14 protein-coding genes are annotated in these 15,778 nt (G+C 33.8%); 3 read left to right on the top strand and 11 right to left on the bottom strand.

Annotated elements, in window-relative coordinates:
• Positions 1-94: 94 nt before the first annotated feature.
• Together arfB and hpf are read right to left on the bottom strand one after the other, a co-directional pair.
• On the bottom strand, positions 95-505 hold the full coding sequence (gene arfB, locus AC0L5Q_RS19595) for an alternative ribosome rescue aminoacyl-tRNA hydrolase ArfB (protein ID WP_473613225.1): 411 nt from the start codon (positions 503-505) through the stop codon (positions 95-97).
• Positions 506-603: 98 nt separating this feature from the next.
• Positions 604-963, bottom strand: a complete 360-nt coding sequence (hpf, locus tag AC0L5Q_RS19590) for a ribosome hibernation-promoting factor, HPF/YfiA family (RefSeq protein ID WP_473613224.1) — start codon at positions 961-963, stop codon at positions 604-606.
• 618 nt (positions 964-1,581) lie between these two features.
• Between hpf and AC0L5Q_RS19585 the strand changes: the two genes are divergently transcribed.
• Positions 1,582-2,682, top strand: a complete 1,101-nt coding sequence (locus AC0L5Q_RS19585) for a 1-acyl-sn-glycerol-3-phosphate acyltransferase (protein WP_473613223.1) — start codon at positions 1,582-1,584, stop codon at positions 2,680-2,682.
• A gap of 87 nt (positions 2,683-2,769) precedes the next feature.
• On the opposite strand, the gene AC0L5Q_RS19580 is transcribed toward AC0L5Q_RS19585, so the two are convergent.
• From AC0L5Q_RS19580 to AC0L5Q_RS19555, 6 genes are all read right to left on the bottom strand, one after another.
• Positions 2,770-4,203 carry a zinc-binding metallopeptidase family protein gene (locus tag AC0L5Q_RS19580; protein WP_473613222.1) on the bottom strand — a complete coding sequence of 478 codons (1,434 nt, stop codon included), beginning with the start codon at positions 4,201-4,203 and terminating at the stop codon, positions 2,770-2,772.
• A 150-nt stretch (positions 4,204-4,353) separates the two neighbouring features.
• Positions 4,354-5,118 carry a 3-deoxy-manno-octulosonate cytidylyltransferase gene (gene kdsB, locus AC0L5Q_RS19575; protein ID WP_473613221.1) on the bottom strand — a complete coding sequence of 255 codons (765 nt, stop codon included), beginning with the start codon at positions 5,116-5,118 and terminating at the stop codon, positions 4,354-4,356.
• Between the two features lie 21 nt (positions 5,119-5,139).
• Positions 5,140-5,316, bottom strand: a complete 177-nt coding sequence (locus AC0L5Q_RS19570; RefSeq protein WP_473613220.1) for a Trm112 family protein — start codon at positions 5,314-5,316, stop codon at positions 5,140-5,142.
• A gap of 11 nt (positions 5,317-5,327) precedes the next feature.
• Positions 5,328-6,413, bottom strand: a complete 1,086-nt coding sequence (lpxK, locus tag AC0L5Q_RS19565; RefSeq protein WP_473613219.1) for a tetraacyldisaccharide 4'-kinase — start codon at positions 6,411-6,413, stop codon at positions 5,328-5,330.
• A gap of 11 nt (positions 6,414-6,424) precedes the next feature.
• A complete protein-coding gene (gene msbA, locus AC0L5Q_RS19560; RefSeq protein ID WP_473613218.1) occupies positions 6,425-8,182 on the bottom strand; it encodes a lipid A export permease/ATP-binding protein MsbA in 1,758 nt (585 codons plus the stop codon).
• Positions 8,183-8,291: 109 nt separating this feature from the next.
• Positions 8,292-10,754: a DNA internalization-related competence protein ComEC/Rec2 gene (locus AC0L5Q_RS19555; protein WP_473613217.1), complete on the bottom strand. Its 2,463-nt coding sequence runs from the start codon at positions 10,752-10,754 to the stop codon at positions 8,292-8,294.
• A gap of 38 nt (positions 10,755-10,792) precedes the next feature.
• Between AC0L5Q_RS19555 and AC0L5Q_RS19550 the strand changes: the two genes are divergently transcribed.
• The gene (locus tag AC0L5Q_RS19550; protein ID WP_473613216.1) at positions 10,793-11,311 is read left to right on the top strand and encodes a DUF2062 domain-containing protein; all 519 of its coding nucleotides are present in this window, start codon (positions 10,793-10,795) and stop codon (positions 11,309-11,311) included.
• A 98-nt stretch (positions 11,312-11,409) separates the two neighbouring features.
• Positions 11,410-12,513 (top strand): GGDEF domain-containing protein, encoded by a 1,104-nt coding sequence (locus AC0L5Q_RS19545; RefSeq protein ID WP_473613215.1) that lies wholly within the window; start codon positions 11,410-11,412, stop codon positions 12,511-12,513.
• Between the two features lie 22 nt (positions 12,514-12,535).
• Here AC0L5Q_RS19545 and lolE read toward each other — a convergent pair whose 3' ends face one another.
• Genes lolE through AC0L5Q_RS19530 form a run of 3 tightly spaced genes read right to left on the bottom strand, consistent with a single transcriptional unit; the run spans position 12,536 to position 15,739 of the window.
• Complete coding sequence (gene lolE, locus AC0L5Q_RS19540) at positions 12,536-13,801, bottom strand: lipoprotein-releasing ABC transporter permease subunit LolE (protein WP_473613214.1); 1,266 nt, start codon at positions 13,799-13,801, stop codon at positions 12,536-12,538.
• Positions 13,801-14,490: a lipoprotein-releasing ABC transporter ATP-binding protein LolD gene (gene lolD, locus AC0L5Q_RS19535; RefSeq protein ID WP_473613213.1), complete on the bottom strand. Its 690-nt coding sequence runs from the start codon at positions 14,488-14,490 to the stop codon at positions 13,801-13,803. The genes lolE and lolD overlap by 1 nt, the downstream gene beginning before the upstream one ends.
• Complete coding sequence (locus AC0L5Q_RS19530) at positions 14,483-15,739, bottom strand: lipoprotein-releasing ABC transporter permease subunit (RefSeq protein WP_473613212.1); 1,257 nt, start codon at positions 15,737-15,739, stop codon at positions 14,483-14,485. Before AC0L5Q_RS19530 ends, lolD begins: the two co-directional genes overlap by 8 nt.
• Positions 15,740-15,778: the final 39 nt, after the last annotated feature.

The following is a 15,778-nucleotide window of genomic DNA, read 5'->3' as shown; positions in this document are numbered from 1 at the left end:
GCTACACAATATGTAGCACCCTAAATAATAATTTTAATACAATGATGATAAAGAGATTGAGAGAGGGAACTGTACTGAAAGAGTTTATAATAAATTAATGAGCAATTTTTTTTCTTAGCGTTTTTACCGTTCCTCTTTGCTTTTTATGTTCTATACGTTTTCTTTGTGAGCCTTTTGTCGGTTTAGTTGCTCGTCGTACTCGCTGAACTATAGCCACACTTTTTATAAGCTCTTGCAAACGTTTGAGAGCATCGTCACGATTTTTCTCTTGAGTACGGTGAACTTGTGCTTTGATAATAATTACACCGTCTTTTGTGATCCTTTTATCTTTAAGTGCGAGTAATCTTTCTTTATAGAAATCAGGGAGTGAAGAAGCATTAATATCAAAACGAAGATGGATCGCTGAAGAAACTTTATTGACATTTTGTCCGCCAGCACCTTGAGCACGTACAGCATTAAGTTCGTATTCATTATCTAACAGTATTACAGAATTAGAAATTATCACATGAAGCCAGTAATTAATTGAAGTAAAGATGGAGGGAAGTTGTCAGGAGTTCCCTCCTGACATAAAGTCTAAACGTTTGGATTTTAAACAATTTAAAACTATGAATTTAAATTCATTTCTTGCACTTTCTCATGTGCAATTATAGGGGTTGTTGGATTTGGCTTACTATGTAAGTTTGCTTTTAATTGACCTTTTCTATGATTAAGCGCCGCATCTAACTTTTTAGCAGCAGCAGCAATGGCTGGATACATCACATCATTTTTAGCTGATGTAGATATTCGACTACCTTCATAATTTGTAATTATTTCAGTTTGATATTGTCCGTGTTCTTTAGAAAGAATCACATCAAGTGTGATGATTGTGGGAAAATGACTCGCAATTTTAGCAAATTTTTCGTCTAGGTGCTCTTTGATTGAATCTGTAACTTCTACATGATGACCAGAAAGATTTATTTTCATAGGTTTTCCTTTTAATTGTTACTCATTAAATAACCTGAGGGCTTACAGGTGAAAAGGCAAGTATTTTTTATGCTTTATTTTTTTAAAAATCATAACCATTTGTTTTTAAGTAATTAATATTTTTCAAGAACAGTAAAAATTTGTAACTAAAACACTCCTTTTGCAATTTATTACTCCATTTTATAACCCGTTAATACTTGTAAATATCTCAAATCTTCGCTTACTTCTCTTTCCCCCTTACTCAAGCTTTTATACAGTACCTTCTTTAATCTATAGCATAGTATTAATTTTTAGCTACAAGAAACAGCCAAAATATAAAGAATAAAACGAACCCAATAAGAGCTCTTCCTTGAGAATTTATTGCTAAACGTTACCCTCTCCTATTTTTAACTTTTTTAAAGCTCCCAACGGTTCCAGGTTAAATACTAACCTTTTTGGTGCGCAGTTAAAGATCAAGAAAAAATACCTACCATCACACAATAAAAGCATTAACGAAGCTAATATTTACGATATAATATGCCTATATATGTTGAACTTCTGTTATACGATTCGTTCAAACAATTTAAGAAGATAATTATTTAAATTATTTTTTATTTATACGCTACTTTGGATCCATAGATGTTTGATGATATACGACCTTATCGAAATGATGAGGTAGCTTCCGTAATACAAAAGCTTATTAATGAACCTGCACTGCAAGCCTCAATTGCCGGTATAAAACTTCCGCTAACGCATAAGATATTTCCAAATTTAGCTAAGTTTATTGTTAAAGTTTACTTTAAAAGTCGTTTAAGAAAATTTAATTGTATTGATGATATTCAAAAAGAAGTTGCGAAGTACCTTTATCACTTAATTGATACGAGTTGCTCGCACTTTTCATATAATGGCATCAGTAAAATAGATCCAAACAAACCGTCGTTATTTATTAGTAATCATCGCGATATTGTAATGGATGTTGCTCTAGTTAATTTAGCTTTGTATCAAAGTGGAATAACTACGGTAGAAGCTGCTGTTGGTGATAATTTATTAAACCAGCCTTGGGTGTCTGATTTAATGCGTTTAAATAAAAGTTTCATTGTAAAGCGCAGTGAAAAAACTAAACGAGCTATGCTAACTGCATCAAAACAGCTTTCGAGTTACATTCACTACACGCTATCTGAAAATCAGCAGAATATTTGGATAGCTCAACGTGAAGGCAGAGCTAAAGATGGTATTGATAAAACCAATTCGGCACTTATTTCTATGCTACTGTTAAATAAAAGTAAAGAAACAAGTATTAGCGACTATTTAGAGCAGTTAAATATTATTCCTGTTGCCATTTCTTATGAGTTTGATCCGTGTGATCAAGATAAAGCAAAAGAGTTAGCAGCAAAAGAAGCAACCGGTGAATATCAAAAATCAGAAAATGAAGATTTTGATAGCATAACCCGAGGTTTAGTAGGTAAGAAAGGACATGTGCATATTGAGTTTTGTGATCCTATCCTTGGTGATTTTGAAGATAGTAAAGCGATAGCTCAAGCTATTGATGAAAAAATCATTGCTAATTATAAACTTTATGACAGTAATCAAAAAGCTTATGAGCTACTGAAAAATACAGAAATTGAGCCAAGTGACAACCCTCTTTACAATAGGCTTCAACAGCTTACTAATGAACAGAAAAAATGGTTGTTAACTATGTACGCTAATCCTGTATTAGCTAAAGAAACCTTAAACACCTAACAACTCTACATCGACCAATTATCATATAATCTTAATAACGCATTTATTTTCAATTTAACGAAAAAAATGCGTTAACTATTATCGATATTACTTTTCCTGATAAAAAGCAGACATAGCTTTATAAAGCGAATATAAATCAACTTTAGAACCAACCGCATAGGGTGAATGTATCGATAGAATAGGAATGCCAAAATCGATAACTTCCATATTATCATTTGATAAATCACTTCCTATTGTTCCACCCGATGCTTTCCCTTTGTAGGTAGATGTTTGCCATTTAATATTATTGTTATCTAAGTAGTTACGCGTCCACGCCATATATTCTGAGTTAGCATTAAAACCGCCACCATAAAGCTTTAAGTTAACACCATTACCTAAACGTGGTGCATTGCCTAACTCCCATACACCAGCCCAAGAAGGATTTACACCTGGGTTTACATCAGCAGAAATAACTTTAGTTTCTCTTAGTACTTTACGTAGTAAATAGTCGTTATAACTAGTGCCTTTTTCTTTATATAAAAGCCCACTGAGCAAATCAACTAAATAACTTGAACCTGCCCCTGTGTTGTTAATATTACCCACTTCTTCATTATCAACTAAATAGGCGATAGAGGTGTATTCAGGTGTTTTTTGTTCAAGTAACGCATTAACGGCGGCGATAGCAGATGCTTTATCATCTTGTCCGTAAGCGGCGATCATACTGCGATCAAAACCAACATCACGAGGCTTCAAAGCAGGTATTAAAGCTAATTCCGCAGACACTAAGTCTTCAAGGCTAATATCATACTCGGTAAGTAAAAAATTGGTGACTACATCTTTAACAGACGTATCAAGAGCTGGTTTAGCCGCGATAATAACATCTAATTCTTCTTTCTTAATAACTTCTCGGCTGGTACGATTTCTGTTGTCGTGATCAACATGAGGCGCTAGGTCAGGCACTAGTAGAATAGGGTCGTTTTCATTAAAACCTACTGAAATATTAACGGTTGTACCGTCTTTTTTATCAACACGGCCTACTAAAGCTAAAGGAACATTTACCCACTGATACGTTTTAATGCCACCATGAACGTAAGTTTGAAATAAGGCAAATTTTTCCTTTTCGTATAATGGGCGTCCTTTTAACTCTAAACGAGGAGAATCTATATGTGCACCAACAATACGTGTACCATTTTCTAGCGACTTTTTACCGATAACAATGAGAGAAATAGTTCTATCTCTGTTTACGTCATAAAAACGTGCTCCCGGTGTTAACTTACTTTTATCTGTAAGTTTTTTAAAACCTTTCTTTTCAACTCTTTTAACGGTTTCAGTTACAAAAGTAAGCTCAGTAGGTGATTTATAAATATAGTCTTTATACTGAATAGCATACGCTTCAACAGCCTTTAATTCTTTTTTAGAAAGACTTAGCCAGCTTGAATTAACAGGTTCTTTTTCTACTTTATTGTCTTTAGTAAAACCTACTACTGGTATCGTAAGCCCTGCGACAACAGCAATACATGTGATTGTTTTTATTAAATTCATTTGTCATTTTCTCCATTTATCATATTTAACATAATAAAAGTGAATAATACTGAATTTCAAGTATTACACGTTGAATGGTGCTTATTAAAAGAAGAGTGGTAATAAGCCTTTATGGATTAACAAAGGCTTATTATTTAAAAACATGAAAAACTAAAGAGTTTGTGCGTACTGAATCGCTCTTTCTAAATCTTCTGGCGTATCAACTCCCTCGACAGGAACAGTTGATTCAGCAACAGCTACATGAATTTTTTCACCTTGCCATAGAACACGTAATTGCTCTAAAGATTCAATTTGTTCTAATTGGCTAGTAGGCCAAGTAACATAATCTTTAATAAAGCCGGCTCTGTATGCATAAATACCAATATGCCTTAAATAGAAGTCACCTATTTCCGCAACAGCATCTTTATTTAAAAAACGATTACGATCATATGGAATCGTCGCTCGGCTAAAATATAACGCATGGCCATTTTTATCGCAAAGCACTTTAACAGCATTAGGATTAAAGGCTTCATCTACATCAGTTATTTTTATGGCTAGTGTTGCCATTCTCGCATTATTTTGAATAGCTAAATTATCAGCCACTTGTGCAATGTTTTCAGGTGGAATAAATGGCTCATCACCTTGTACGTTTACGATAATTTGATCATCAGCAAACTGGTAGGTTGTCATTACTTCAGCTAACCGTTCAGTACCTGATTGGTGATCACTACGTGTTTTGCACACTTCGCCACCAAACTCTTTAACAACGGCTTCTACTTCATCGTTGTCTGTTGCAACAATAACTTGGCTTGCACCACTTAGCAGTGCTTTTTCAACAACCCACTGAATCATGGGTTTACCATTAATATCGGCTAACACTTTACCCGGTAAGCGTGTGGATTCGTATCGAGCAGGTATAACTACAATAAATGACATTTAAAATACGCCTTAATTAAATTATTCTTCGGTTATTCTACGAGCTTCATTTTCTAAAAGAACAGGAATGTTTTTTTCAATAGGGTAAGCTAAACGATCAAAATTACAGATAAGTTCTTGATCGTCTTTATTATAATCTAACTTTCCCTTACATACGGGACACGCTAATATTTCCATTAATTTTGTATCAAATGCCATGAGATATTCTCTTAATTTGTGTTAGTTGTGTTACTTAAGTTATTGTCATTATCAGCTTTATAAACTAATGCTGTTATTTTATCTAATAATGGTTGAATTTCTTGCTCTGAAAACTCAGCACCTACAGGAACATACCACCAATGTTCTTTAGCAAACGTTTGACACTTTACTGCATCTTTTTCTGTCATTAGTAAAGGTATTGCTGAAGTAAAATGCTTCAAATCGTGTTCAGTAAAATGATGATGATCAACAAAGCCTAATGCGTTTTCTACCTCAAATTTTTGATTACGTAAGGTGCTAAAAAAACGTTCTGGATCGCCTATGCCAGCCATTGCATTAACTCTGTTATGCTCTTTTATAAATAGCTGTAAAGAGATTTTTTCTCTTGTTTTTACATTACAAACGAATTGAGGACACAATACCATATCTAAATGGTTTGCTGTTTTATTCACCTGAGGTTGAGTGTTTTGTAATTTACTAGGTACTGATGGTTGATTAAAAATAACATAATCAACCGTATTTAAACGCCATTCACCTTCTCGTAAAGGACCTGCGGGTAATAATAAGCCATTACCAAACTTGCGTTTAGCATCAACAATAATAAGTTCTATATCTCTTGCTAGTTTATAATGTTGTAGGCCATCATCGGCAATAATAATATTACATCCTTGTTGTATGAGTAACTCAGCAGCTGCGACTCTATCAGAACCCACAACAACAGGAATATTACACCGTTTATAAATTAATATGGGTTCATCGCCCGCTTCATTTGCTGTGCTACTATTATCTAATAAATAAGGATAATAAGGTGCGTTACCACCATACCCCCTACTTACTACACCTACATTCAAACCCAGTTTTAAACATTGCTCAATTAAATAAATAACAACCGGTGTTTTTCCGTTACCGCCAATCCCTATATTACCAACAATAATAACAGGTGCAGAAACTTTGCAGGCTTTTAAAAGACCTATTTTATAAAAGAAACGTCGTAAACTCGTAAGAATAAAAAACAACAAGGTTATAGGTAATAACAAAGGCACAACAAGCCATTTAGCTTGGTGTTGTTTAAACCATACTTTTTCAATGAGTCTCATAAATACAGCAATTAACTAAATTGAAAACGATGCAATTGTGCATATGCACCGTCTTTTGCAAGTAAGGTTTTATGATCGCCCTGCTCTATAATTTCACCTGCCTCCATAACAACAATATTATCGGCATTTTCAATAGTTGAAAGTCTATGTGCAATAACAATACAAGTGCGGTTTTGTTGTAAAATTTGTAAAGCGTCTTGAATATGTCGTTCAGATTCAGTATCTAAAGCACTGGTAGCCTCATCTAAAATTAAAAATGGTGCGTCACATAATAAGGCCCTAGCGATAGCTACTCGTTGTCGTTGCCCACCAGAGAGTAGCGCCCCATTTTCTCCAACATTGGTATTTAATCCCTCAGGCATTTTTTCCGCAAATTCTAATACATGGGCATTTTTTGCTGCAGCAATAATGTCCTCTTCGGTTGCGTCAGGATTTCCGTAAGCGATGTTATTCGCTAATGTGTCGTTAAATAAAACGACTTGCTGAGATACATAAGCAAATTGCTTACGAAGATCTTTAAGTTTGTACTCGGTAATATCTTTACCATCAATAAGCACTTCGCCAGAGGTAGCATCGTAGAAGCGTAATAACAAGGAACTCGCTGTTGATTTCCCACTACCTGAGCGACCAACAAAAGCAGTAGTTTCTCCAGGATTTACCGAAAAATTTAATTTTTTCAATGCTAATTCATTATCATTTTTATATGAAAAATCAACATTATTAAATGATAAGGAACCTTTTGCTTTAACTAAAGTAAGCTGACCTGTGTCTTTTTCTCGTTCTTCATCTAATACTTTAAAAATACTCACACAGGCTGCCATACCATTTTGAAACTCGCTGTTAACGGTAGTAAGCATTTTCAAGGGCCTTAACAGCATAGTCATACACGTTATTACAGTAATAAAAATACCAGGAGTTAAGCTTTCTTTCATTCCTTCAAGATTTGCAACATATAATACAAAAGCTAAAGCAAAAGAGGCAATAATTTGAATAAGAGGGACACTCGCTGAACGTGTAGCAACTAATTTCATCCGTTGTTGGCGATTATGTTTATTAATTTTCTCGAAACGATCATATTCACGTTGCTGGCCATCAAATGTTAGCACGACTTTATGCGCATTAAATGTTTGCTCAGCGGCAGTAGTTACCTGCCCCATAGCGCTTTGAATACTTTTACTCACTTTTCTAAATCGCTTTGAAACAATAGTAACAATAACGGCAATAATAGGGGTAATAAGTAGGAAGATAGCCGAAAGTTCCCAACTTTTATAAAACATAACAATTAATAAACCAATAACAAAAGCACCTTGTTGAACCAAAGTAAGCAAGGCTTTACTGGTTGCTTGTAATACTTGCTCAGTATCAAAGGTTAATTTAGAAATTAACGATCCCGTAGACTCTTTATCATGAAAAGCGACAGGTAAAAACATGATGTGCTCAAACAGCTTTTGCCTAATGTCTGAAACGACATGATTACCTACCCAAGCTAAGCAATAGTTACCAATAAAATGACAAATACCCCGAACAACAAAACAAGCAATAACGAATATAGGCGCCCATTTCATAAAGTTAGGGTTTTTACCTGAAAGGCCCTCATCAATTAATGGCTGTAACTGAGAAAAGAATAAGGTATCAACACCTGCATAACCTAGCATACCAATAATTGCAGCAACAAAACCCATTTTATAAGGTTTTGAATATGACATAAGACGTTTAAAGTTTTGCCAAGTATCTTCTTCAGGTAAATTTTCTGCTTCGTTTTTAGACATTAAGTCTCTCATTCATTTAAAAACTAATTAACCTCGATTTGGGTTAACAATTTATTTTAACGTTATTTTACTTGTACACCAACTAATTGGGTTGAATTTAATAACTAACTTATTGCGCAAACCAAAAAGGATACTTTCCTTGTTTATAAGGCGTGACTATAATTTTTCTATTCTTGTTGTTATTGGGTGTTTCTTTAAGTTTATCAAGTTGTACTTTTATTTCGACCATTCCGACTTCTGCCGTATTAAATGCCATAACACTTTGTTCGACATATCTTTTCTTAACTAATTTAGACGGCATATTCCATCTATTCATAAACCCTGCACTGTATACGACATAACGAGGAGAGACCGCTTGAATAAAAGCCTGACTTGATGAAGTATTAGAGCCATGATGAGGAGCAATAATGACATCTGAATTTAATGCAGGTAACAGTTGATGATTTGCCACAAGTAATTTTTCGACACGGGTAGAAATATCTCCGGTAAGTAATACACTTTTATCGCCATCACTTACTTTTATAACACAAGAATGGTCGTTTTCATCTCCCACATAGTTAGCTTCATTTAATGGCCATAGTAGGCTAAACGTTAATCCTTGCCATATAAAATCATTGCCTTCCACACATTTTTTATCACCTTTTAGTTTAGGATCGCTTGCAATTATTTCTTTAATATTAAGAGAGCTCTTTAACTTGTTTAAGCCACCAGCATGATCGTTATCGCTATGACTAATAATAACTTTATCTAATGTTTGGATCCCCTGATGTTTTAGATAAGGCAATACAACCGCTTCGGCCATATTAAATCCACTTGGGTAGCTTGCTCCTGTGTCATAAAGAATCGCTTTATTGTTTTTTTCAACAACAACGCTTAACCCTTGCCCTACATCTAAAACCATAACTTTCCAGTCGGTATCTTGTTTATTGAAAAAATAGATATAACAAAAACCAATTAAACAGAGCAATGATAAAAAACTGAGGTGTCGCCATTTAACGGATAAAAATCGACTTATCCCTAGAAGAGAGATAATCAAGCTTCCTACAATAATATGATTAAACGATACTTCAACTAAAGCCCTAGGTTGCTCAGACAATAGGACTAACCAATGCCATAAAGCTTGTGTAGAAAATAAAGCTAATTGATATAAAGTTGAAGAAAAAAACTCACTAAAAGGCATAACTAAAACAGCGAGTAGGCACAGAGGGATACTAGTGAAACTCATTAATGGCACAGCAACTAAATTTGCAGTAATTGACACTAGAGACAGTTGATAATTAAACAACATAGAAATAGGTAACATAAAGATACTTAAACTAAGCTGAACCCAAAAAAGTGATTGCAGCCATGTAGTAATTTTATTTTTACCAGTAAAAGAACGTTTAAAGCGCCACAGAGTTAATAAGATTAAACTCACCGCGTAAAACGAAAGCCAAAAACTCCCACTAATTAAACTCATTGGCGTTATTAGTAAAACGATAAAAACGGTAAGAAACAGCCACGTTAATAAACTAGGTTTAATCCCTATAATTCTAAACAACCAAAAAAGTAAAAGCATGACTAATGCCCTCACAGTAGGTAAAGAAAAACCTGCGAGGTAAGCGTAATAAAAAGTAATTAAACAACTAAAAAATACGGCGATAAGTTTACTATTGTTTGATAATAATAAATCTAGATAACTTGATTGCAGAGGCTGTTTAACAAAAAAACGTAGAGGGAATATTCTAATTAAAAAGCTAATAATTAAAAAACTTCCTGTTGCGATCAAACCTAAGTGAAGACCTGAAATAGCAATTAAATGCTGTGTATTTGTTTTATTAAGTACTGACCATGTGTCTTGGTCTATCGTATTTCTTTCTCCAAAACTTAATGCCGTTAACAAAGAAGACAATTGCCCTGATGGTAATAAAGTGAGTGAATTTGAATATAACTGCTGACGATAGCTTATTTTATTACTAAGTATTTCATTATCTGTGTGATTTAAAACATAGCCTGTAGCCACAATGTTGTTTTGTCTAAGCCACATTTGATAATTAAATCCTCCTTGATTAGCAAAACCATGAGGTGGTTTTAACTTTACTTTTAGAAGCCATTCATTCCCCTGTTGAACAAGATGAGATGATTTATTCCAACTAAGGCGAGTAATAATGGGAGTAGACAGTAATTGATGATCAATATGCGTTATTTCAAAATTAAATTTATAACTACGTTTGTATTTAATTTTATTTTTTACTTTATTTTCAAAAAGTCGTTCTTTGTTTTTTTCTTGAATAGGTATACGTGATTCTATTGTGGAAGGTATGGTTTTAACTTTACCTGTAACAAAATGAGTCGAATCAAATAATACGTTAACATTGATGTTGTTTTTTTGCCAAACCTGTTGGTATTGTACTCCAGAATATAAAATCCAAGCGATCCCTAAAAACAGTCCGCTAATAGTTCGTGTCTTTTGGTACAATGAACACGCTAAACCTACAAAGGTAAAAAAAATGACAGAAAAAAACTCTGGTACTATTGCCATAAATAATGACAATATAGCACCTATAAAGAACGTGATTAGCCACCCATCCATAGTGATTAATTCCTAAAAAATTTTAAATTATTTTATTTATGCCTAAAAAAATCATTAAGCGTTTGATGCCAGATGCTCACTCTATAAAAACCAACAAATATTTACAAATTTTTGGTGGTTTATTACACAATGCTAACCTCTGGCATTTAAATAGACGATCTATAGCTAAAGCTTTTGCTGTGGGTTTATTCTTTGCTTTTATACCTGTTCCTTTTCAAATGGTATTAGCTGCGGGTATTGCAATTTTGGTACATGCAAACTTACCTATTTCTATCGCTTTGGTATGGATAACAAATCCTTTGACTATGCCGGCAATTTTTTATGTTTGTTATTTAGTGGGTGCATGGATAATAAATGCTCCCGCAGAAAAATTTGAATTTCATGCAACTTGGCAATGGATAATTGATAGTTTAACCACAATTGGGCCCGCATTTTTATTAGGATGCTTAGTTTGTGCTATTCTTTTTTCTCTTATCGGTTATATTGGGATTCACAGTATATGGCGTTTTTCAGTGGCTAAAGAATGGAATAAACGTAAAAACCTAAGAATAAAATAATTTTTTTTGGGGAGGAAACAGACTCAAATTTAGAATAAATACTATACTTTTTAATAAGGTCTAGTTATTGTGAATTATCTGTTCTAAAGAAAAAAATAATGAATGCATTAAAATCGTTACTACTAACATACCTGCACTCTGGTGCTAGAGAGTCTAATTCTGATGAAGTAAACAGACGAATATTAGTTATTTATCTTTTTTCTTTGATCGGAACGATTATCACTGGAATAGCAGCAGTTTTAGCCTTAACTAATCATAACATTCAACTCGCCTGTGTTTTGTTTGTAGTATGCTTTATTTTTACCTTAGGCCCTGTCACTCAAAAAACGACGAATAATTATCAACTCTCTTCTGGTCTTGTTTTATATCAACTTTATATCTTAATGTTCTATTTACTCTACTCTGGTGGAGCCAATAATACTGGGCCTTTATGGATATTTATGACCGCACCCGTGACCTTTTTTATTTGTGGTTTAAGAATAGGCGTTTTAAATTTACTACTATTTACAGGTATATCATCGCTAATATTACTTCTTCCTGTAGATATTATATCCACAGTCCAATATCCTCTTGATTTTAAACTTCGACTTATTTCTTCTTTTCTAACTGTTTCAGCACTCACTGCGTTATACGAATATTCAAGAGAAACATCGTATAAAGCAATGAGAGACGTAAGTGACAGATTCGAACAGTTATCTAAAATAGATCCTCTTACTCAATTATCAAATCGTAGAGATGCCACCAATGTTATTGAATATGAACAACGCCGTTTAGTTAGAAATAAAACTGAGCTCAGTATTATTATTTGTGATGTGGACAATTTTAAAAGTATAAATGATGAATATGGTCACAACGCAGGAGATTGTGTTTTAGTAGAATTAGCAAAAATATTTAAAACCTGCGTACGCACACAAGATACCGTTGCCCGTTGGGGTGGTGAAGAATTTTTATTTATTCTCCCTTATACCAATTCAATTCAAGCCGGCCTTACAGCCCAAAAGATACACAAAGCAATTAGAAACAATAGCCCTTTGTGTAAACAACAAGCTTTTGATACAACTGTAAGTATGGGTATAAGCACCATAGTGGGTAATAGCAGTATTGAGTCAGCTATTACAGCAGCAGATAGAAATCTATATAAAGCTAAAAACTCAGGTAAAAATCGTACCTATAGCGATAACGAAGAAATACTACCTGATTAAGTGATAACATAAAAGACAAGAACTATATTTGTCCTAACACATGCGCTGGTTCTATTTTAGTAGCTTTCCATGCAGGATATAAAGTCGCGATTAATGATAAAGATAAAGCGGTAATCACTGTAATATAGACATCAGAATAATGTAAATCAGATGGTAAAAAATCAATAAAATAAATATCCGCGGAGAGAAACTTAGTTTTAAATATTGTTTCTATTTCACGAATAATATGCGTTAAATTATTCGCTAAGTATATTCCCGAAAGAGCACCGAAAGTAACACCCACAACTCCATTAATAAAACCTTGTATCACAAAGCTATACATTATAGTAAATGAGCTTGCTCCCATTGTTTTTAAAATAGCGATATCACTTTTTTTATCGTTAACTGCCATAATAAGCGTAGAAACAATATTAAAACTTGCAACAGCAATAACAATAATTAACACAATATACATAACCAATCGAACAAGTTGTATATCGTTAAATAAATGTCCTTGCTCATTTGTCCAATCAGTTACATAAACATAATGGTCTAATTTATAGGCGGCTTCCCTAATAATAAGCGGTGCCTTAAATACATTATCCACTTTAACACTAAGCCCTTGAGATTCATTTAAGTTATATCCCATAAGTTTAGACACACTACGAAATGACATATATACGTTAATGTCATCCACCATACCGCCAAATTTAAATATACCGACCACATTAACTTGTTTAGTTAAGGGAATAGGAAATCTTTGATGGACATTGTTACCACTATTTAAATGAACATTTTGAGGAAGTAATAGCTGCACTGAATCACCTACCGAGAGTTGGAGTTTTTTGGCTATACCAGCACCGATAAGAATACTATTTTCTGATGATAAATCACTCCATTGCCCTTCAACGATATAATCGGTAATAGATGAAACTAGTGTTTCTAGTTTAAGATCTACTCCTTTTACTTCAATACCTTTCACCTCACCTTTATATTGCATCATCCCTGATTCATTAATAATCGGCGCTACAGCTAATATATGTGGTGATTTTAAGACTTGCGACGCTTTGCTTTGCCAGTTAGGTATAGGAGTATTTACTCCTGTTAATTGGCCATGAGGAATAACCGAAAGTAACTTATCAGCTAATGCTTTTTCAAAGCCATTCATGGCTGATAGCACAACAATAAGCACCATAACCCCTAAAGCTATACCGATAGTTGATGATGCTGATATAAAAGAAGCAAAACCGTTACTTTGACGACTTCTTACATAACGTAATGCAATAAATAAACTCAATGGTTTGAACATTATTGTGCTAATTCCATCTCTTTTAATTGACCATGAGCTAGTGTTAATTGACGATCCATTTTACTGGCCAACACTAGATCATGGGTAACAATGACAAAGCTAGTCTCTAATGTTTCGTTTAATTCTCTTATTAATTTATATATTTGCTCTGCGGTTTCAAAATCTAAATTACCGGTAGGTTCGTCAGCTAAAACAATCGATGGATTAGTCACTAATGCCCTTGCAATCGCAACACGCTGCCTTTCTCCTCCTGATAATTCTGAAGGTCTATGATGTAAACGATGAGACAAATTGACTTGCAATAGAATTTTCTCAGCAGCTATTTTTGCTTCTTTAGGTGAAACCCCTCTGATAAGTAAAGGCATGGCGACATTTTCTATAGCTGAAAACTCCATCATTAAATGATGAAACTGGTAAATAAAACCAATGTGTTTATTTCTAAAAGCCGCTCTTTCTTTATCAGTTAAAGCGTGTACGTTAACATCATTAATAATAACTTCACCTGAAGAGGGAGAATCAAGCACTCCTGCTATATGTAAAAACGTACTTTTACCGCATCCAGAACTCCCTACAATAGCTAATAATTCACCAGAATTAACACTTAAATTTAATTCATTCAGCACTTTAGTTTCATGCTTCCCATTAAAATAGGATTTTGATACTGCTTTACACAGTAAACGATTACTCATTTCGTAAAACCTCAGCAGGTAATGTTTTCGATGCTCTGTAAGCAGGATATAATGTGGCTAAAAAACTAGTAAATAATGCAGAAGATATAATCACAATCACATTAGAGAAAACAAGGTTTATAGGTAAGTTTTGTCCAGCAAAAGCAGGTCCTAAAATACTAAGACCAACCGTTGATAAAATAGTATTTAAATTTAATGTAATCAGCACGCCTAATATAGTTCCAATTAACACACCCCAAACACCATTTGAAACACCTTGTACGATAAAAATACTTAAAATATTTTTTCTATTCATACCCAATGTTTGAAGAATACCAATTTCACCTTGTTTATCTATCACTACCATAACAAGGGCGGATACAATATTAAAAGCAGCAACCGCTATAATTAAACTTAACATAAGCCACATCATGTTTTTTTCCATTTTAACCGCTGAAAATAAAGCACCTTGGCTATTCTTCCATGTTACAAATTCTAATTCAGTAAATTCACTTTGTACTTGATTCGTTAGTGCGTCGGCATTAAAAGCATCATCTAAATACAAACGTAAGTGACTAATACCATCGCCCTTTTGTTTTAATAACTTAGCGCCATATTTACTATGCATATACACCACTGAGCCATCAACTTCTGATCCTACATTAAATATCCCTGTGATCGTAAAAGTGCGTTGCACAGGAATTCGTCCCATAGGTGTAAAAACCGTTTTATTAGGTAGAACAATACGTATAGTGTCCCCTAGTGTTACATTTAACTTATAAGCTAAAGCTTTACCCATAACTACAGAATATGGTGTTTCATTTAAACTATCTAAATCACCTAACACCATATGTGTACTTATAATATTGTGTTGCTCAAACTCAGGAAAAACACCAAAAATCAAAACACCTTGTAATGCTTTATTAGATTGAATTAATGCCTCAGATTGAAGGAAAGGCGTAACATGAGTTACATGGGGGAAAGTTAACAGTTTTTCACGTGTTTTTTGCCAATGGTTAAATGCCTTTGAGCTAGTAGAAAGTGGGTCTATTGGCGGCTTTACATTAACGACTACATGAGGAACAATTCCTAATATCCTTTTTTTAAGCTCCCCCTCAAAACCATTCATAACAGAAACAACGGTGATAAGTGACGCTACACCTAAAACGATACCCGCGATTGAAAAAAAGGTAATAAAAGAAACAAAACCAGAATGTCTCTGACTTTTGCTATAACGTAGACCAATAAAAAAGCTTGCAGGTAAAAACATGAATAACAGAGTTCTTAAATAATTGATTTTATATTATAA

It is taken from the genome of Pseudocolwellia sp. G5-9, assembly GCF_055808995.1.
Note: the sequence above shows the minus strand (reverse complement) of the source record. Positions and strands in the feature narration are given on the sequence as shown.